This window comes from Streptomyces albiflavescens, from assembly GCF_014645835.1.
Classification (GTDB): Bacteria; Actinomycetota; Actinomycetes; order Streptomycetales; family Streptomycetaceae; genus Streptomyces; species Streptomyces albiflavescens.
Map to the genome: position 1 here is coordinate 324634 of NZ_BMMM01000007.1, position 19672 is coordinate 344305.

At 69.5% G+C, this 19672-nt stretch carries 12 protein-coding genes; 3 read left to right on the top strand and 9 right to left on the bottom strand.

Annotated elements, in window-relative coordinates; translation table 11 throughout:
- The first annotated feature begins 78 nt into the window (after positions 1–78).
- A complete protein-coding gene (locus IEY95_RS21280) occupies positions 79–1986 on the top strand; it encodes an alkyl/aryl-sulfatase (protein WP_189187659.1) in 1908 nt (635 codons plus the stop codon).
- A 67-nt stretch (positions 1987–2053) separates the two neighbouring features.
- On the opposite strand, the gene pyk is transcribed toward IEY95_RS21280, so the two are convergent.
- Together pyk and IEY95_RS21290 are read right to left on the bottom strand one after the other, a co-directional pair.
- Positions 2054–3490: a pyruvate kinase gene (pyk, locus tag IEY95_RS21285; RefSeq protein WP_189187660.1), complete on the bottom strand. Its 1437-nt coding sequence runs from the start codon at positions 3488–3490 to the stop codon at positions 2054–2056.
- Positions 3491–3701: 211 nt separating this feature from the next.
- Positions 3702–4439 carry an SIMPL domain-containing protein gene (locus IEY95_RS21290; protein ID WP_189187661.1) on the bottom strand — a complete coding sequence of 246 codons (738 nt, stop codon included), beginning with the start codon at positions 4437–4439 and terminating at the stop codon, positions 3702–3704.
- 138 nt (positions 4440–4577) lie between these two features.
- On the opposite strand from IEY95_RS21290, the gene IEY95_RS21295 reads away from it, so the two are divergent.
- Positions 4578–6383, top strand: a complete 1806-nt coding sequence (locus tag IEY95_RS21295) for a bifunctional metallophosphatase/5'-nucleotidase (protein WP_189187662.1) — start codon at positions 4578–4580, stop codon at positions 6381–6383.
- Between the two features lie 277 nt (positions 6384–6660).
- Here IEY95_RS21295 and IEY95_RS21300 read toward each other — a convergent pair whose 3' ends face one another.
- The 6 genes from IEY95_RS21300 to IEY95_RS21325 all read right to left on the bottom strand — a co-directional run bounded on the left by IEY95_RS21300 (position 6661) and on the right by IEY95_RS21325 (position 14685).
- Entirely contained in the window at positions 6661–8082 is a 1422-nt protein-coding gene (locus IEY95_RS21300; RefSeq protein ID WP_189187663.1) for a lysine N(6)-hydroxylase/L-ornithine N(5)-oxygenase family protein, read from the bottom strand.
- Complete coding sequence (locus tag IEY95_RS21305) at positions 8079–9449, bottom strand: pyridoxal phosphate-dependent decarboxylase family protein (RefSeq protein ID WP_189187664.1); 1371 nt, start codon at positions 9447–9449, stop codon at positions 8079–8081. The genes IEY95_RS21300 and IEY95_RS21305 overlap by 4 nt, the downstream gene beginning before the upstream one ends.
- Before the next feature lie 418 nt (positions 9450–9867).
- Positions 9868–12357, bottom strand: a complete 2490-nt coding sequence (gene pepN / locus IEY95_RS21310) for an aminopeptidase N (RefSeq protein ID WP_189187665.1) — start codon at positions 12355–12357, stop codon at positions 9868–9870.
- Between the two features lie 348 nt (positions 12358–12705).
- On the bottom strand, positions 12706–13245 hold the full coding sequence (locus tag IEY95_RS21315) for a response regulator (RefSeq protein WP_189187666.1): 540 nt from the start codon (positions 13243–13245) through the stop codon (positions 12706–12708).
- Positions 13246–13387: 142 nt separating this feature from the next.
- Positions 13388–13756 carry a chorismate mutase gene (locus tag IEY95_RS21320; protein WP_189187667.1) on the bottom strand — a complete coding sequence of 123 codons (369 nt, stop codon included), beginning with the start codon at positions 13754–13756 and terminating at the stop codon, positions 13388–13390.
- 44 nt (positions 13757–13800) lie between these two features.
- The gene (locus tag IEY95_RS21325) at positions 13801–14685 is read right to left on the bottom strand and encodes a helix-turn-helix domain-containing protein (protein ID WP_189187668.1); all 885 of its coding nucleotides are present in this window, start codon (positions 14683–14685) and stop codon (positions 13801–13803) included.
- A gap of 147 nt (positions 14686–14832) precedes the next feature.
- Between IEY95_RS21325 and IEY95_RS21330 the strand changes: the two genes are divergently transcribed.
- Positions 14833–16659, top strand: coding sequence for a glycoside hydrolase family 35 protein (locus tag IEY95_RS21330; protein ID WP_189187669.1), 1827 nt, complete (start codon positions 14833–14835; stop codon positions 16657–16659).
- Here IEY95_RS21330 and IEY95_RS21335 read toward each other — a convergent pair.
- Positions 16545–19616, bottom strand: a complete 3072-nt coding sequence (locus tag IEY95_RS21335) for an endo-alpha-N-acetylgalactosaminidase family protein (RefSeq protein WP_189187670.1) — start codon at positions 19614–19616, stop codon at positions 16545–16547. The two genes, IEY95_RS21330 and IEY95_RS21335, sit on opposite strands and share 115 nt — an antisense overlap.
- Between the last annotated feature and the right edge of the window lie 56 nt (positions 19617–19672).

Consider the following 19672-nt stretch of genomic DNA (forward strand, 5'->3'; position numbering starts at 1 on the left):
CGGCCGTCCGTTGGGAGCTGCCCCAGATCGCGAAAGAACCGTTGACCGGAGTGACCGCCCGGGGCGATCTTCGGCCGCATGACTCCCATGAACCGACGAGGTTTCGTCGCGGCGGCCGCCGGTGCGGCTGCGGCGGCCGTGTCCCTGAATCCGCAGTCCGCCACCGCGTTGGATGCCCGTAGCGCCAGTACGGCGGACACCGGCGACTTCGAGGACGCCGACCGGGGGTTCATCGCCGCTCTGGAACCCGGAGTCGTGAAGAACGCCGCCGGCGACGTCGTATGGGACAACGACGCGTATGACTTCCTCACGGGGGACGCCCCGAAAACCGCGAACGCCGGCCTCTGGCGGCAGTCACAACTGACGTGCAAGCAGGGGCTGTACAAGGTCGCCGACCGGATCCATCAAGTCCGCGGGCTGGACATCTCCAACATGACGATCGTCGAGGGCGACACCGGGATTGTCGTCATCGACCCCCTGATCTCCGCCGAGACGGCCGCAGCCGCGCTGAAGCTGTACCGCGAGCATGTGGCCGACAAGGAGGTCACCGGGCTCGTCTACACCCACCCGCACGTCGATCACTACGGCGGCTGCCGTGGTGTACTGCCCGACGGGGCCGGGGACGTTCCCATCCTCGCGCCCGAAGGGTTCATGGAGCACGCCGTCTCCGAGAACGTCTACGCGGGGACGGCGATGACCCGCCGGTCGATCTACATGTACGGCGCCCATCTCGACAAAGGACCCGCCGCGCAGATCGGCTGCGGGCTCGGGCAGAACATCTCGGCCGGCACCATCGGGCTCCTGGAGCCGACCGTGTACGTCTCCACGACCGGGCACCGCGAGACCGTCGACGGGGTCGTCATGGAGTTCCAGATGACGCCGGGGACGGAGGCCCCGGCCGAGATGAACTTCCTCTTTCCCGAGCTGCGTGCCGTCTGTATGGCGGAGAACGCGACGCACACGATGCACAACATCGTCACCTTGCGCGGGGCGCAGGTCCGGGACGCCAAGCAGTGGGCCGCGTATCTGACCGAGTCGATCGGGCTGTACGACGGCCGGGTCGACGTCGCTTTCGCCTCGCACCACTGGCCGACGTGGGGCAACGAGGAGATCGTCGCGCTTCTCGAGCGGCAGCGGGATGTGTACGCGTACATGCATGACCAGACTCTCCGGATGCTGAATTCCGGGATGACCGGGCGGGAGATCGCGGAGGAGTTCGTGCTGCCTCCGGCGCTTGCCGAGGTGTGGGCGAACAGGGGTTATTACGGGTCTCTGAGTCATAACGTGAAGGGTATTTATCAGCGTTACATGGGGTGGTTCGATGCGAATCCCGCGCATTTGTGGGAACATCCGCCGGTCGCCGAGGCTAAGCGGTATGTGAAGGCATTGGGTGGGGTGTCTTCCGCTGTTTCGAAGGCGCGGGGATGCGTTCGGGATGGCGATCTGCGGTTTGCGGCGACTCTGCTCAATCATTGCGTTTTCGCGGAGCCGGATTCCGAGAGGCCGAAGGAGCTTCTGGCGCAGGTCTACGAGAAGCTGGCGTATGCGACCGAGAACGCCGTGTGGCGGAATTTCTATCTGACCGGTGCGATGGAGCTTCGTGAGGGCGTGAAGCCGCCTTCGGCCGGGTCGGACAGTTCGGATGTGAAGGCCGCGCTGTCCGTGGATCAGCTGATCGACGCGATGTCGGTGCGGGTGAACGGTCCGAAGGCGTGGGATCTGGATCTGGCGATCGACTGGTATCTGCCGGGGCAGGGCAGGTACTGGCATCTGCGGCTGAAGAACGGGGTGTTGACCCATACCTCCGATGCGAAGGCCGGTGCCGGCGCCGGGCTCACGCTCACCATGTCCAAGGCGCAGTTGTTGCAGCTGCTGGCCGGTAGGGGGCTGGGGTCGATCGGGACCTCCGGTGACACGGCGCTGCTCACGAAGCTGTTCTCGGTGATCGTGACGCCGACGGCGGACTTCAACATCGTCACGCCGTAGGAAGGCCCAAGGGGGCCCTCTTTGAGAAGGGCCCCCTTTGCGGCCTGCTCGGGGCTGTCGTCGCGTACTACTTGGGACTGTCGTCCTCGCCGATGTGGTGCACCCGTACGAGGTTCGTCGAGCCGGAGACTCCGGGCGGCGAGCCGGCCGTGATGACGACGATGTCGCCCTTCTGGCAGCGGCCGTGGTTGAGGAGGAGCTCGTCGACCTGGTCGACCATGGCGTCGGTGGAGCCGACGTGGGGACCGAGGAGGGTTTCGACGCCCCAGGTGAGGTTGAGCTGGGAACGGGTCGCCGGGTCCGGGGTGAAGGCCAGCAGGGGGATGGGCGAGCGGTAGCGCGACAGGCGCCGGACGGTGTCGCCGGACTGGGTGAAGGCGACGAGGAACTTGGCGCCGAGGAAGTCGCCCATTTCGGCGGCGGCTCGGGCGACGGCGCCGCCCTGGGTGCGGGGCTTGTTGCGTTCGGTCAGCGGCGGCAGCCCCTTGGCGAGGATGTCCTCCTCGGCGGCTTCGACGATGCGGGCCATCGTCTTGACCGTCTCGATGGGGTATTTGCCGACGCTGGTCTCCCCGGACAGCATCACCGCGTCCGTGCCGTCGATGACCGCGTTGGCGACGTCCGAGGCTTCCGCCCGGGTGGGGCGGGAGTTGTCGATCATCGAGTCGAGCATCTGGGTGGCGACGATGACCGGCTTGGCGTTGCGCTTGGCGAGCTTGATGGCGCGCTTCTGGACGATGGGGACCTGTTCCAGGGGCATCTCGACGCCGAGGTCGCCGCGGGCGACCATGATGCCGTCGAAGGCGGCGACGATGTCGTCGATGTTGTCGACGGCCTGGGGCTTCTCCACCTTGGCGATCACGGGGAGGCGGCGGCCCTCTTCGTCCATGATGCGGTGGACGTCCACGATGTCCTTGCCGCTTCTGACGAACGACAGTGCGATGACGTCGAAGCCCGAGCGGAGAGCCCAGCGGAGGTCCGCTTCGTCCTTGTCGGAGAGGGCGGGGACGGAGACGGCGACGCCGGGGAGGTTGAGGCCTTTGTGGTCGGAGACCATGCCGCCTTCGACGACGGTGGTGTGGACGCGGGGTCCGTCGACAGCGGTGACTTCGAGGGTGACCTTGCCGTCGTCGACGAGGATGCGTTCACCGGGGGTGACGTCGGCGGCGAGTCCTTGGTAGGTCGTTCCGCAGGTCTGACGGTCGCCCTCGACGCCTTCTTCGACGGTGACGGTGAAGGTGTCTCCGCGTTCAAGGAGTACGGGGCCTTCGCTGAAGCGGCCGAGTCGGATCTTCGGGCCTTGAAGGTCGGCGAGGATTCCGACGCTGCGACCGGTCTCGTCGGAGGCCTTTCGCACGTGGTGGTAGCGCTCCTCGTGTTCGGCGTAGGTGCCGTGGCTGAGGTTGAAGCGGGCTACGTCCATTCCGGCTTCGACCAGGGCTTTGATCTGGTCGTACGAGTCGGTGGCGGGGCCCAATGTACAGACGATTTTTGCTCGGCGCATGGTTCGAGCCTAGGCCTTACCGGTGGGTAGAGAATTGGTCGTGCGTGACTACCCAACAACCTTTGCGTGAAGAGCTATTGACAACTGTTGAATTGTGCGTGGGTCCGCTCCGATGAGCAGAGCGGGTTTTGGGTACGCCCCGGTCGCATTTATCCATTCATCCGCGAGCCTCCGCACAGGAGAAGCGTTCGGTCACCGACCGTCACATTCTCTACAACTGCGGTGGCGCCATCGTGAATCGGGCGTTGACCTGGGCGTAGACGTGTTGGCGCTGGGGTTCGAGGTCGAGGCCGGCGGCTTCGTCCTCGATGGGGCCGCCGCCATAGGCGGATCTGGCGCGCATGGCGCGGGAGGCCTGGGCTTCGAAGGCGTACGGCTGGGCGCTTTCGGCGCCGATGTCGGCGAGTTCGACGAGGGCGGAGAGGTGGGTCCCGAGCGCTTCGGCGTATTCGCGGGCGCGTTGGAGGGCTTCCCGGACGGCTTGCTGCCTGGCGGTGCGGTGGGCGGGTGAGTCGGGGCGCAGGGCCCACCAGGGACCGTCGACGCGGGTGAGGTCGCGGTCCGCGAGTGCGGTGGTGAGTTCTCCGAGTGCGGTGAAGTCGGTGAGGTCGGCGGTGATGTGGACGCGGCCGTGGTAGGTACGGACGCGTTCGCCGCGGCCGCGTCTGCTGAGTTCGGGGCTGATGGAGAAGGCGCCGGTTTCCAGGCGTTCGACCGCGTCGCCGTAGGACTTCACGAGGTCGAGGGCGGCGGCGTTGCGGCGGGTGAGGTCGGCGAGGGCTTCGCGGCGGTCCCGGCCGTGGGCCTCGACGGTGATGCCGATGCGGGCGATCTCGGGGTCGACTTCGAGGTGGGCTTCGCCTCGGACGGCGATGCGCGGGGATTCGGGTGTGCCGTAGGGGACGGCGGGTTGGGGTTCTTGTGGGGTGGAGTCCGCGGTGGGGGCCATACGTCCCACTCTGTCACCGGGAGAGCCGGTTGTGGTGCTCACAGGTCATCAGATCGAAACCTTCTGGACCTGTTGCGGGGTTGGCTGTTGGGCCAGAATCTACGCGCGTCGTTGACCCTTTCCCTAGGAGCCACAGAGATGCCGTTGAACCGCCGGAAGTTCCTGAAGAAGTCCGCCGTGACGGGTGCGGGAGTCGCGCTCGCCGGGGCGGCCGCGGCTCCGGCGGCGCAGGCTGCCGAGACCTCGGGAGGCACGAAGTCGCCGAAGCGGTACTCGCTGACGGTCATGGGCACGACGGATCTGCACGGCCATGTGTTCAACTGGGACTACTTCAAGGACGCGGAGTACACGGACAAGGCGGGCAACGCGCAGGGTCTGGCGCGGATTTCGACGCTGGTGAACGAGATCCGCAAGGAGAAGGGCCACTGCAACACGCTGCTGCTGGACGCGGGCGACACGATCCAGGGCACTCCGCTGACGTACTACTACGCGAAGGTGGATCCGATCACCGCCAAGGGCGGTCCGATCCACCCGATGGCGCAGGCGATGAACGCGATCGGGTTCGACGCCGCGGCGCTCGGCAATCACGAGTTCAACTACGGCATCGAGACGTTGCGGAAGTTCGAGTCGCAGTGTCACTTCCCGCTGCTGGGCGCGAACGCGCTGGACGCGAAGACGCTGAAGCCGGCGTTCCCTCCGTACTTCATCAAGGAGTTCTACGTCCACGGCGCCCCGCCGGTGAAGGTGGCGGTCCTCGGTCTGACGAACCCGGGTATCGCGATCTGGGACAAGGCCTATGTCCAGGGCAAGTTGACGTTTCCGGGTCTGGAGGAGCAGGCGGCGAAGTGGGTTCCGAAGCTGCGGTCGATGGGTGCGGACGTCGTGGTCGTGTCGGCGCACTCCGGCTCGTCGGGCACCTCGTCGTACGGTGACCAGCTGCCGTACGTCGAGAACTCGGCGGCGCTGGTAGCGCAGCAGGTGCCGGGTATCGACGCGATTCTCGTCGGGCACGCGCATGTGGAGATTCCCGAGCTGAAGGTCACCAACACGGCGACCGGAAAGACGGTCGTGCTGTCGGAGCCGCTGGCGTACGCGGAGCGGTTGTCGGTCTTCGACGTCGAGTTGGTCTTCGAGAAGGGGAAGTGGCAGGTCGAGTCGGTGGCGGCGACGGTCCGCAACTCGAACTCGGTGGCCGACGACCCGAAGATCACCAAGTTGTTGAAGGACGAGCACGACGTGGTCGTCGCGTATGTCAACCAGGTGGTCGGTACGGCGACCGAGACGCTGACGACGGTGGAGGCGCGGTACAAGGACGCCCCGATCATCGACCTGATCACCAAGGTCCAGGAGGACGTGGTCAAGGCGGCGCTGGCGGGCACGGCGTACGCGTCGCTGCCGGTGATCGCGCAGGCGTCGCCGTTCTCCCGTACGTCGGAGATTCCGGCCGGCGATGTGACGATCCGGGACCTGTCGAGCCTGTATGTGTACGACAACACGCTGGTCGCGAAGGTGATGACGGGGGCGCAGATCCGGGCGTACCTGGAGTACTCGGCGAACTACTTCGTGCGGACGGCGGCGGGCACGGTGATCGACACGGAGAAGCTGACGAACGCGAACAACCGCCCCGACTACAACTACGACTACGTGTCGGGTCTTCAGTACGACATCGACATCGCGCAGGCGGAGGGCTCGCGGATCAAGAACCTGAGCTACAACGGTGCGGCGCTGGACGACGCGCAGCAGTTCGTGCTGGCGGTGAACAACTACCGGGCCAATGGTGGCGGCGCCTTCCCGCATGTCGCTTCGGCCACCGAGGTGTGGTCGGAGTCGACGGAGATCCGTACGCGGATCGCCGAGTGGGTGACCGCGAAGGGCACGCTCGACCCGAAGGAGTTCGCTTCGGTGGACTGGAAGCTGACGCGGGACGGCACGCCCGTCTTCTAGGGCTGTCCGTCGTCCGGAGCGGTCCACCTGCCGGGCGGTTCGTCTTCCGGAGCGGTCCGTCTTCCGGAGCGGTCCACCTGCCGGAGCGGTCCACCTGCCGGGCGGTTCGTCTTCCAGAACGTCCGTCTTCCAGAGCGGTAGGTCTGCCAAAGAGCCATCAGGGATACGTCCACGGCGCCGGCGATGGTTTTCGCGCCGGCGCCGTGGACGTGGAGGCCGTCGCGGCTGTTGAACTCGTAGCGGATCCGGTCAGCCGGGAGTGGTGAACGCGCCTTCTTTACCGTCCCTCACCGAGAGGGGTGAGCGGCCGGCTGGTCCGGCGTGCGGGTGGGACCTGCCGATGCGGTTCGAGTCCGAAGGTGGTGAAGGCAGTTCGGCCGGGTAGCGGGTAGGGGTCCTTGCCGGTGAGCGAGTTGAGGATGGTGGCGCTGCGCCAGGCGGCGAGGCCGAGGTCGGGGGCACCGACGCCGTGGGTGTGGAGTTCGGCGTTCTGGACGTAGACGTGACCGGCGACGGACGGGTCGAGGACGAGGCGGAACTGGTCGTCGATGCGGGGGCGTTCGCTGCCGTCACGGCGCAGGTAGGGGTCGAGTCCGGCGAGGATCTGGCCGAGGGGCCGTTCGCGGTAGCCGGTGGCGAGGACGACGGCGTCGGTGGTGAGGCGGGAGCGGGCGCCCTGCTGGCCGTGTTCGAGGTGGAGTTCGACCTTGGTGGTGGCGACGCGTCCCGCGGTGCGAACGGTGACGGCGGGGATGAGGACGGCGTCGGGCCAACCGCCGTGCAGGGTGCGACGGTAGAGCTCGTCGTGGATGGCCGCGATGGTGTCGGCGTCGATGCCTTTGTGGAGCTGCCATTGGGCGGCGACGAGCCGGTCGCGGACGGGTTCGGTGAGGGCGTGGAAGTAGCGGGTGTAGTCGGGTGTGAAGTGTTCCAGGCCGAGCTTGGAGTACTCCATGGGTGCGAACGCTTCGGTGCGGGCGAGCCAGTGGATCTTCTCGTGGCCCGGGGGGCGGTTGCGCAGGAGGTCGAGGAAGACTTCGGCGCCGGACTGCCCCGCGCCGATGACGGTGATGTGTTCGGCGGTGAGGAACTGCTCGCGGTGTTTGAGGTAGTCCGCGGCGTGGATGACGGGCACGCCGGGGGCTTCGACGAGAGGCATGAGCGGTTCGGGGATGTGGGGGGCGGTGCCGACGCCGAGGACGATGTTGCGGGTGTAGGAGCGGCCGAGGGATTCGGCTTTCCCGTCGGTGTCGAGTTGGGTGAAGTCGACTTCGAACAGGGCGCGTTCCGGGTTCCAGCGGACGGCGTCGACCTGGTGGCCGAAGTGGAGTCCGGGGATGTTGTCGGCGACCCAGCGGCAGTAGGCGTCGTATTCGGCGCGCTGGATGTGGAAGCGCTCGGCGAAGTAGAAGGGGAAGAGGCGTTCGCGGGCTTTGAGGTAGTTGAGGAACGACCATGGGTTCACCGGGTCGGCGAGGGTCACCAGGTCGGCGAGGAAGGGGACTTGGAGGGTGGCGCCGTCGATGAGGAGGCCGGGGTGCCAGTCGAAGCCGGGGCGTTGTTCGTAGAAGACGGTGTCGAGTTCGACGAGGGGGTGGGCGAGGGCGGCGAGGGAGAGGTTGAAGGGGCCGATGCCGATGCCCACCAGGTCGCGGGGTGCTTCGGCGGCGGGACGTGGAGGGGTGGGCGTCGGGCTCATCGGAGTGTGTGTCCTTCCACCAGTTTCAGGAGCGCGGACAGGTCCCCCGGCCGGGTGTGGGGGTTGAGGAGGGTGGCTTTGAGCCAGAGGCGGTCGTCGACCGCGGCGCGGCCCAGGACGGCGCGGCCTTCGTGCAGGAGGGTGCGGCGTACGGCGGCGACGGTGTCGTCGGTGGCCCCGGCGGGCCGGAACAGGACGGTGCTGATGACCGGCCGGTCGTAGAGCTCGAAGCCGGGGTGGGCCGCTATCAGCTCGGCCAGCTCTCCCGCACGGGCGCAGACCTGGTCGACGAGGGCGCCGATGCCGTCCCTGCCCAGGGTCTTGAGGGTGACGGCGATTTTGAGGATGTCGGGGCGGCGGCTGGTGCGCAGGGAGCGGCCGAGGAGGTCGGGGAGGCCTGCCTCGGTGTCGTCGTCGGCGTTGAGGTAGTCGGCGCGGTGTTCGAGTACGGCGAGGTCGCTCGTTTCGCGTACCGCGAGGAGTCCGGCGGCAACGGGCTGCCAGCCGAGTTTGTGCAGGTCGAGGGTGACGGTGTGGGCGCGGCTCAGTCCGTCGAGCCGGGCGCGGTGCCGGTCGCTGAAGAGGAGTCCTCCGCCGTAGGCGGCGTCGATGTGGAGGCGGGCGCCGTGGGCGGCGCACAGGTCGGCGATGTCGGGCAGCGGGTCGATGAGCCCTGCGTCGGTCGTGCCCGCGGTGGCGGCTACGACGAAGGAGCCGCGCGGGCCGTGCAGCTCGGTGAGGGCTTCGTCGAGGGCGGCCGGGTCCATCGTGCCTGCCGGGGCGGGGACGACGACGGGGTCGGGCAGGCCGAGCAGCCAGGCGGCGCGGTGCAGGGAATGATGGGCGTTGGCTCCGCATACGAGCTGTACGCCGCCGTGGGCTTCGCGGGCGAGCAGGAGGGCGAGTTGGTTGGACTCGGTGCCGCCGGTGGTGACGAGTGCGGCGCCGTCCGCGTCGTACACCTCGTGGGCCAGTGTCCTGGTGACGAGGGCCTCCAGCTCCGAGGCGGCCGGTGCCTGGTCCCAGGAGTCCAGGGACGGGTTGAGGGCGGAGGCGGCGAGGTCGGCGGCGACGGCGACGGCGAGGGGTGGGCAGTGCAGGTGGGCCGCGCAGAGCGGGTCTGCGGGGTCGGCGGCGCCCTCGGCCAGGGCCCGCACGAGGATGTGCAGGGCGTCCTCGCTGCCCTGCCGGGGCAGGACGTCGCCGACCGCGTCCCGTACGCGCCGTGCCACCGCCTCGGGTCCTCCCGCGGGCAGCGGTCCTCCGCGGGCCGTGCCGCCCTGTTGGAGTGCGTCGAGGACGGTGTCGAGCAACGGCCGCAGTGCGCCGGGGGTTTCGGGGCCTGAGGCAAGGGGCTGCGTGCTCATGGGTGTCCTCCGGTGGGCGCGCGGCGAGGGGAATCCAAGGGTGTACGCATTTAGGGTCGGCGCGCCCGTATAGCACAACGATCGGACCCAAAAGGGGGTACTGCCGTGCGGGGGAAACGTGTTGGGGAGGCGGAGCTACTACTGAGCTCGAACCCGGTTTGCCGCGACTGGTCGGCGCCCCCCCAACAGCTACATCCTGTGGCTGGAATGCCGGAACCGGCGGCGGTACTCCGTCGGCGTCGTGTCCGCCGCCCCTACCCTCCCCCAAGCTCTCGGCTTCGCTCGAGCAGGGGGACCCCCAACGTCCCTGGGGCCTGCGCCCCAGACCCCCATGGCTTGTTCCTTTTGTGCGGGCCGGTGAGGGCTTGTCGCGCAGTTCCCCGCGCCCCTGACAGGGGCGCGGGGAACTGTGCGGTCCCTACGCCTCGCGCACTCGCAACGCCCTTGCCAGGTCGTCGAGTTGGTCGGCGAGCTTGCGGCGCAGTGCGGGGATGGGGTCGGCGTCGTGGAGGCAGGCCTCGCCGAGGGCGAGGGTCTCGGCGGAGATGGCGTGGACGGGGAACGCCCAGCGGCCCGCGGCCTCGGCGATGGCGGGGCCACGGCGGGCGGCGACGGACACGGCGTCGGGCCAGTAGCGCTCGACGTACTCGCGGACGAGGTCGGCCTGTTCGGGCTGCCAGAAGCCCTGGGCGGTGGCGGTGAAGAGGTAGTTGGAGAGGTCGTCGGTCGAGAACATCGCCTCCCATGCCGTCCGCTTGGCCTCGGGGTCGGGCAGCGCGGCATGGCAGCGTGCGGCGCCTTCCTGGCCGGTGGCGCTGGGGTCCTGCACGAGTTCGGCGTCGATGACGGCGTCGTCGACGGCGCCGAGGACGGCGAGCCGCCCGAGGATGCGCCAGCGCAGCTCGGGGTCGAGCTCGGGACCGCCGGGGACGGTGCCCTCGGAGAACCAGGCGCTGATGGTGTCGGGGTGGGCGGCCACGTCGATGAAGTGGCGTACGGCGGTGAGGCGCAGGCCGGGGTGGGAGCCGTCCTCGGTGCGGCGGATGAGGTCGCGGCACAGGGCGGTGAGGGTGGCGAGGGCGGCGGGGCGGTCCTCGGGGGCCAGGTAGCGGTCGGCGACGTGGGCGGCCGCGAAGGACAGGACGCCTTGGACGAGAGCGAGGTCGGTCTCGTGCGGGAGGTGGGCGCGGGCGGCGTCGATGTAGGCCATGGCGGGGAGTTCGCCGTCGCGTACGGCGTCGCGCAGGGCGTTCCAGACGACGGCCCGGGTGAGCGGGTCGGGCAGGCCGGAGAGGGCCGCGCTGACGGTCTCGAAGGACGCGGGGTCGAAGCGGACCTTCGCGTAGGACAGGTCGCCGTCGTTGAGGAGGAGCAGGGCGGGGCGCTTGCCGATCGCCGCCGGCTCGCTCTGCGGTACGTCGACGTCGAGGCGCTCGCGCAGGGTGAGGCGGCCCTCACCGGTGAGGTCCCGGTCGTAGAGGCCGACGGCGATGCGGTGCGGGCGGCTGCCGTCGTGCCGCACGGCGAGGGTGTGGGTGCCGTCGGCCGCCGCGGTGACCGTGGGGGTGAGGGTGTCGACGCCGGTGGTGCGCAGCCAGGCGTCGGCCCAGGCGTGCACATCGCGTTCGGTGGCGGAGGCGAGGTTGTCGATGAAGTCGGCGAGGGTGGCGTTCGCGAACTTGTGGCGGGCGAAGTGGGTGTTGATGCCGGCGAGGAAGTCCTTCTCGCCGAGCCAGGCCACCAGTTGGCGCAGGGCGGAGGCGCCCTTGGCGTAGGAAATGCCGTCGAAGTTGAGCATGGCGGACGCGGTGTCGGGGACGGCGTCCGGGTCGGGGGCGACGGGGTGGGTGGAGGGACGCTGGTCCGCGTCGTAGCCCCAGGACTTGCGGGCGACGCCGAAGTCGGTCCAGGTGTCGGTGAAGCGGGTGGCTTCGGTGAGGGTCTGGTAGCCCATGTACTCGGCGAAGGACTCGTTCAGCCAGATGTCGTCCCACCAGCGCAGCGTGACGAGGTCGCCGAACCACATGTGAGCCATTTCATGGGCGATGACCATGGCGCGGGTCTGCCGCTCGGTGTCGGTGACGGCGGAGCGGTAGATGAATTCGTCGCGGAAGGTGACGAGCCCGGGGTTCTCCATGGCGCCGGCGTTGAACTCGGGGACGAACGCCTGGTCGTAGGAGTCGAAGGGGTAGGGCTCGTCGAACTTCTCGTGGTAGCGGTCGAAGCAGGCGCGGGTGATGTCGAGGATCTCGTCGGCGTCGGCGTCCATGTAGCGGGCCAGGGACCGGCGGCAGTGGATGCCGAAGGGCAGGCCGCGGTGTTCGGTGCGGACGGAGTGCCAGGGTCCCGCGGCGACGGCGACCAGGTAGGTGGAGATCAGCGGGGTGGGCGCGGCCTTCCAGCGGCCCTGCCCGAGGTGCTCGGTGACGCCGTTGGCGAGGACGGTCCAGCCGTCGGGGGCGGTGACGGACAGGTCGAAGACGGCCTTCAGGTCGGGCTGGTCGAAGGCGGCGAAGACACGCTGGACGTCTTCCATGAACAGCTGGGTGTAGAGGTAGGTCTCGCCGTCGGTGGGGTCGGTGAAGCGGTGCATGCCCTCGCCGGTGCGGGAGTAGCGCATGGCGGCATCGACGCGCAGCTCGTGCTCGCCCGTGGTCAGTCCCTTGAGCGGCAGCCGGTTCTCGACGAGGGTCTCGGGGTCGAGGGGCTGCCCGTCGAGGGTGACGGAGCGCAGCTCGGCGGGCTTCAGCTCGACGAAGGTGTCCGCATCGGCACGGACGGTGAACCGGATGACGGTCAGGGAGTCGAAGGTCTCGTCCCCGCGGGTCAGATCGAGTTCGATCCCGTAGTGGTGGACGTCGAGGAGCTTGGCACGGGTCTGCGCTTCGTCGCGCGTCAGTACGGACATGGGGCCATGCTGCCTGATGCCGCTGACAGGGCACAGAGGTGGCCCGGTACACGCCTTATGTCCCTCGACAGCCGCAGGGGCAGGCACGCGTCGGCCACGAGGCGGGGACCTGTCGACCACGGGGCGTGTGCCCCTGTCGGCCACGCGGCAGAGACCCGTCGACCACCGGGCGTGTGCCCCTGTCGGCCACGCGGCAGAGACCCGTCGACCACCGGGCGTGTGCCCCTCTCGGCCACGCGGCAGAGACCCGTCGACCACCGGGCGTGTGCCCCTCTCGGCCACGCGGCAGAGACCCGTCGACCACCGGGCGTGTGCCCCTCTCGGCCGCAGGGTGCGGGCGCCCGTCGGCTACGGAGTGCTGTCCTGCTCCAGCTTCCTGTTGCGGACCTCGCGCGGGCCGGGGCCACGGATGTCCGGGTGCGGCAGGCCGGGGCCGGGGACGGGCGGCCTGTGCACCTTGGCCTGGGTGCGCAGTTCGCGCAGCTCCTGTTCGAGGGCCCGGTGGCGCTGGTGGGTGTCGTACAGGTAGCGGACCTTGGTGCGCAGCGCCCAGGGGTCGATGGGTTTCATGACGAGGTCGGCGACGCCGAGCCCGAAGGCGACGGAGGCGAGTTCGGCGTCCGGGCCGAAGCCGGTGAGCAGGATGATCGGGATGTGCTGGGTCTGCTCCACGCGCCGCATGTAGCGCACGACGTCCAGGCCGCTGACGCCTGGCATGCGCACATCGAGGAGGAGCAGTCCGACCTGGCCGCGCAGGACTTCCTTGAGCGCTTCGTCACCACTGGTCGCCCGGGCCACCTGGTAGCCGAGCGGGGCCAGGGCGCTCTCCAGGGCGTACAGCGTGTCCTCGTGATCGTCGACGATGAGGATCTTGGCATCCGACGGCATGGCCCGACGTCCCCTCGTGTGGACATACCAGCTGCTGCCCGTACCGACTCACGACGTGCGCCCGTGGTTGTGGCGGGAAGTGCCGGAGGCGAGTGCCCGGCGAAGAGTGCTCACGCAGCATGCACGCTCCGACCGCCCGGTGTCACTCCCCCGCGTCGGCCGCGCCGTTGCCCGCGCCGTCCGCGATGCGCTCGTGGTGGCGGATGACCTCGGCGATGATGAAATTCAGCAATTTTTCGGCGAAGGCCGGATCCAGCTTGGCGTTCTCGGCGAGCCGGCGCAGCCGGGCGATCTGGTGGGCCTCGCGGGACGGGTCGGCGGGCGGCAGCTGGTGTGCGGCCTTGAGGTGGCCGACCTGCTGGGTGCACTTGAAGCGCTCGGCGAGCATGTGCACGACGGCGGCGTCGATGTTGTCGATGCTGTCGCGCAACCGGGCGAGTTCGGCGCGGACAGCGGGGTCGACCCGGCCGCTTGCGCCGCCGGTCGCTTCGTTGGTGTTGCTCGTGGTCATGAGGTCCAACCCTACGTGGCGTACAGGGGCTCGATCATGGATCCCTATGAGGTGTTCAGCCGCTCGATCATCGGCGGATCGTCGGGGTCCGGTATCCGGTGGCTCCAGCCGCCGGGGACGGTTCGGCCCTGCTGCTCGCGGAAGCGGACGGGTGCCATGCCGACGCGGCGGGTGAACAGGCGGGAGAAGTAGGCGGGATCGTCGTAGCCGACGCGGCGGGCGACGGCGGCGACCGGGAGCTCGGTGGCGGCGAGGAGTTCCTTGGCGCGGCCCAGGCGGATGCCGAGGAGGTAGTCCTTGGGGCTGCATCCGGCGCCGCGACGTACGGCGATGCGCAGTTCGGCGGGGGTCATGCCGTGCCGGGCCGCGTGATCGGCGACGGACAGCGGCTGGAAGGCGTCGCGGGCGAGGGCCTGCAGCACCTCGTCGCCGTCGGGGGCGAGGTCGGCCCGGGCGCGGCGCAGGGCGACGAGGAGTTCATGGACGGCGGCGCCCGTCTCGACCTCCAGGAGGGGGTTGCCGCGGCGGGCGGCGCGGGCGATGCGGCCGACGACCGCCCGGGCGGCGCCCGCGTCGGCGAGGGGCACGACGGGCCGGTCCGGTTCGATGTAGCCGAGTTCGGTGTACGTCGCTGTCGCGGGCCCGGTGAAGTCGACGAAGCACTCGTCCCAGCTCGGGTCGGGCCCGTAGTGGTGCGGTATGCCGGGGGTGAGCCAGATCAGGGCGGGCGCGGTGACGGGGTGGCGGTGGCCGTCGGGGGTGCGGTACCAGCCGCTGCCCGCGCTGATCACGACGGCGACGTGGTGGTCGAGGGTGCGTGGCCCGACGACGGGCAGCTCGCCGTGCTGGAGGCCGACGCCGAGGCAGGCGAGGCCGAGCCGGTGGTGGGCGGGGGCGGGGGTGAAATAGCGCATCCAGGTGTGGTACATCCGCTTTCCTCCCGCCCGGCTCGGTGACTACGGCGTGTCTCCTCGCGTATGTGAGCGTCAGTGCGTTCCCGTACGCGTCTCTTGCGTCCAATCAGCGCTGATCTTTGTCCATGGACGCGGTCGCCGCCAGGGGGTGATCGTGTGCCCATGAGCGAGTTCACGGTGGGGGACACGGATTTTCTGCTGGACGGACGCCCGGTGCGGCTGCTGTCCGGCGCACTGCACTACTTCCGGGTGCACGAGGAGCAGTGGGCGCATCGGCTGGGGATGCTGCGGGCGATGGGGCTCAACTGTGTGGAGACGTACGTTCCGTGGAATCTCCACGAGCCGCTCCCCGGCACCTTCCGGGACGTCCCGCAGCTGGGCCGTTTCCTGGACGCGGCCCGCGAGGCCGGGCTGTGGGCGATCGTGCGTCCGGGGCCGTACATCTGCGCGGAGTGGGACAACGGCGGGCTGCCGCACTGGCTGACGGGTCCGATCCGGACGCGGGACGCCGAGTATCTGGGGCATGTGGAGCGCTGGTTCCACCATCTGCTGGGCGAGATCGTGCCGCGGCAGATCGATCGCGGCGGCCCGGTGCTGATGGTGCAGGTCGAGAACGAGTACGGCAGCTACGGCTCCGACCAGGTGTATCTGCGCCGGCTGGCCGAGCTGCTGCGCGCCGAGGGTGTGAGCGTTCCGCTGTTCACCTCGGACGGCCCCGAGGACCACATGCTCACCGGCGGTTCGATCCCCGGCATCCTGGCGACCGCCAATTTCGGCTCCCACGCGCGCGTGGCCTTCGAGACGCTGCGCCGGCACCGGCCCGAGGGCCCGCTGATGTGCATGGAATTCTGGTGCGGCTGGTTCGACCACTGGGGCGCCGATCACGTCGTACGCGATCCGGGGGACGCGGCGGACGCGCTGCGGGAGATCCTGGAGTGCGGGGCGTCGGTCAACATCTACATGGCGCACGGAGGCACCAACTTCGCCGGCTGGGCGGGCGCCAACCGGGGCGGCGGCGATCTGCACGAGGGCCTGCTGGAGCCGGACATCACCTCGTACGACTACGATGCGCCGATCGACGAGCTCGGGCGCCCCACCGAGAAGTTCTGGCGCTTCAGGGAGATCCTCGGCGCGTACGCGGACGGGCCGCTGCCCGACGTACCGCCGCCGCCCGCGCGTCTTGGGGCATGCGCGTCGGTCGGCCTTCGGGAATGGGCCTCCCTCGACGCCGTACTGGAGACGCTGGGCGGTCCCGTGGGCGAGTACCCCGTGCCGCCGACCTTCGAGGAACTGGACGTGGACCAGGGGCTGGTCAAGTACGAGGTGACCGTGCCCGGCCCCCGGCAGCCGTATCCGCTGACCCTGCGCGGGTTGCGGGACGTCGCGGTGGTGTACGTCGACGGCGTCCGGGCCGGAGTGGTCACCGAGGACGAGCCGCGGCTCAAGGAGCCCGTCGCGGGGCACGCGCGCGTAGAGCTGTGGGTGGAGTCTCTGGGAAGGGTGAACTACGGGCCGCGCACCGGCGAGCCGAAGGGCATCACGGGGGGCGTGCTGCACGAGCGGCAGTATCTGCACGGAGTGCGGGCGCGGGGGCTGCGCCTCGACGCCCTGAACGACATCGGGGATGTCCCCTTCCGGGAACTCCCCGAGGATGGCGCCCCCGGTCTGTACCGCGGCACCGTCGAGGTGCGCGGCGCCGGGGACGCCCTCCTCGAACTCCCGGGCTGGACCCGGGGGTTCGTGTGGATCAACGGGTTCGATCTCGGACGCTACTGGTCCGTGGGTCCACAGCGCTCGCTGTACGTCCCTGGTCCTGTTCTGCGAGAGGGCGTCAACGAGGTGTGGGTGCTGGAGCTTCAGGAGGCTCCGGTGTCTCAGGAGACCTCGGTGACCTCGAAGGAGTCCAGGGAGAACTCCGCCGTGCCGTCGTCACCGATCTTGCGCAGTCCGACCCAGGCCTCGCCGTCGGAGGGCGCGGTGAACTCGTAGGCGAGTTCGGCCGGTTCGGTGGCGACGGGCAGATCGGTGCGGTCGATCTCGCTCGTCGCCGCCCCTCGGTCGACGGCGGTGATCCAGGCGTACTGTCCGGCCTTCTCGTTCTCGTAGCGGAAGGTGACCCGGTAGCGCCTGCCCGGCTCGAACCGGACCGTGTGCGGCACCGTCCGGTAGACCAGGCCGTCGTTCTCACCGCGCGACTTCAGTGACTGGGAGCCGTCGATGACGTCGTCGATCGCCTTGCCGTTCCAGCCGCGCTGGGTGAACGGCGCATGCCGCTGGGCGACATGGGTGCGCGGGTCGGTGGCGCCGCCCGCGTCGCCCTTGACGAACGGTCCCCAGCCCTGGGGGACGTTCTCGAAGTCCTCGAAGACGAGGGCGCCTTGACTCGTCGTACGGCGTGCCGGCACGACCCGCACGTTGTCGAAGCGCACGCGCGCGTGCCCGGCGGCGGCGCGCAGGGTGAGGTCGACCCGGCCGCCGCCCTCGGGCACGGTGAAGTACGTGAACAGCCGCTGGAAGCGGGTGCCGTGCTTGCGGTCGGCGGCGACGTAGTTGCCCGCGGTGGACGTCTCCGTCCAGTTGGCGGCGGTGACACCGTCGGCCGTACGGACCTGGAGGGACGCCTTGCGGGTGTCGTCGGCGCTCTCGCCGACCTCGACCTGGACGGAGGCGGCGTACGGGCCGGGCCTCAGGCGGGTGAGCCGCTGGGAGACGGTGGCGGCGCCGCCGGAGGCGATCACCAGCTCGTAGTCGCCGAGTTCGCTAAGCTCGACGGATGCGGGTCCGCCGACCGTCCAGCCCTTCAGGGAACCGGAGTTGAAGCCGGGGTCGTGGAGCGGGGTGGCCTGGCCCCAGGCGGGGTCGGGGGCATCGGAGACGCGGGTGCGGTAGACGACGTACGGCTGCTTGGCCGCGGCGTCGAGGGTGATCCTGCCGTCGCGTACGGGGACGTACTTCAGGAACACCCGGCCCTGGTCGGTGAGCCGGTACAGGGCGACCCGGGACAGGGTCTCCCAGGCGCGCGGGAGCCGCCAGCTGCCGCTGCCGCCCGCGGGGTTGTAGTGGTACAGCTTCGTCGGCTTCTTCGGGTCCCAGGGGAGGAGATAGGAGCCCGCGTCGTAGACGAGTCGGCCGTCGGTGGTGATCCGGCGGGCGCCGTCGGCGTCGGAGACGGAAGTGGACCCCTCGAAGGTGATCTCGTGCTCGCCCCACGTCCTGATCGGGTACGCCTGGAGGTACTTGGCGGGCAGCGAGTGGGTCCAGATCAGGTCGTAGAAGGAGGTCCAGTCGGTCTTGCCGGTCCAGCCCTCGAAGTTGCCCATGCGGGCGATGCCCAGCAGGGTGGGCCACTTGTCGGCGAAGACGTCCTTCTGGTGGTGGCGGATGAAGCGGATGAGCTGCGAGTTGATGCCGCGGGAGGTGTCGGGTCCGTAGTCCGTCTCGGTCGCCCAGTGCGACCACAGGGAGGAGCGCTCCAGGCCGTGGCCCCACTCGGAGGTGACGTGCCAGCCCTGGTCGCGCAGGGCGCGCTGAAGGCGGTCGGAGGTCCACCCGGACTCGCGGAAGACGTCGATGTAGAGGGAGTTGAGGGCGGGGTGCGCGTCGGCCCGCAGATCCGCGAAGCGCTGGACGATGTCGCCGGAGACGAGGTCGCGGCGCTGGTCGATCCGGTAGGACTGGTCCAGCCAGTCCCACTGCTCGTTGGTCTTGTCGACGAGGGTCTCGGAGAAGGCGTGGGCGACGGGGTAGGACTCGGTGGCGTTGACGTGGACGGCGAAGTCGCTGTTCCACTTCTTGCCCTCGCCGACCAGGGTGTTGAGGTCGCCGAGGCCGCCCGCGCGCTCGTTGTAATGGCCCGCGTAGTCGGGGTGCGCGGAGTCGTGGCCCTCGGACTGGTAGCCCTTGAGGAGCGTGAACTGCCGCAGTCCGTCGGTCGCCAGGGAGATCCGCTTGACGTTGTCGAGGGTGGCGAGGAACGGATTCGTGGCCTGCGAGGCGAAGTTGAAGGGGATGTGCGGGACGACGCGCAGATACGTCTCGTCGGCGCCGAGCGGGGTGACCATGATGTCGCGGAAGGCGATCGCCGCGTCCTGCCAGTCGATCACGCCGTCCCCGTTGCGGTCGCCGGTGACGATGACCGTTGCGTACGGGAGGGGCTCGGTGTCGGTGGCGGTCGCCGCGCGGTGGGTCCACTGGCCGGGGGTGAGCTGCGCCTTGACGTAGCCGTCCTTGCGGACCGTCTGCCGCCACAGCCTGCCGTTCTCCCACGAAGTGGTGCCGTCGGGCTTGTCGTAGACCGTGTTGGTCTCCACCGCGGCCGCGAGTCGGTGGTGCGCGACGACGGCGTAGGCGCATCCGGTGGCGGTGTCGGCCGGACTGTCGGCGGTCGGGGTGAGCAGGGTGTCGCCACTCTTGGACTTGTCCAACTGGACACGGGCGGCAAGAAGTTGGGCGCCGAGCTGGTCGCTGCGGACGGAGAGCAGGGCGAGGCCGGGGATGCGGAGGGTTCCGACGGGGAGGGCCGCTGTGTCCGCGATCTTCGTGACGCGCCAGGTCACTTGGCGGTCCGTCACCGCGATCTCGACGTCGATCGTGGTGCCGCCGTCGAAGGCCAGGCGGTACGCGACCGAGGTGTCGCCGGCCGTGGCGGTGACCGTCGGGGTGTGCTCGACGTTGTCGACGAGGACGGAGGAGACCTCGTCCTCCTGGCCGTGCAGGACGGCGCCGGTGGCGCGGTCGGTGTAGGAGACGATTCGCGGGAAGGCGGCGGCGACGCGGACCTCGAGCGCGCGGGAGCGGATGACGAGGTCCTCACCGGAGGCGGCCGCCTCGGCGGAGGCCTTACCCGGTATGCCGAGTGCGGCCCCGATTCCGGCTGCGGCGCCCGCCGCGACGACGGCGCGGCGGGTGGGGACGAACGAGTCCGGGGGCAGGGTGTGTGAAGGCATGGCTGAGGGCTGCAAGGCACTCCTCCTGGGGACGGCGTTCCGTGTCGTCAGCCTGC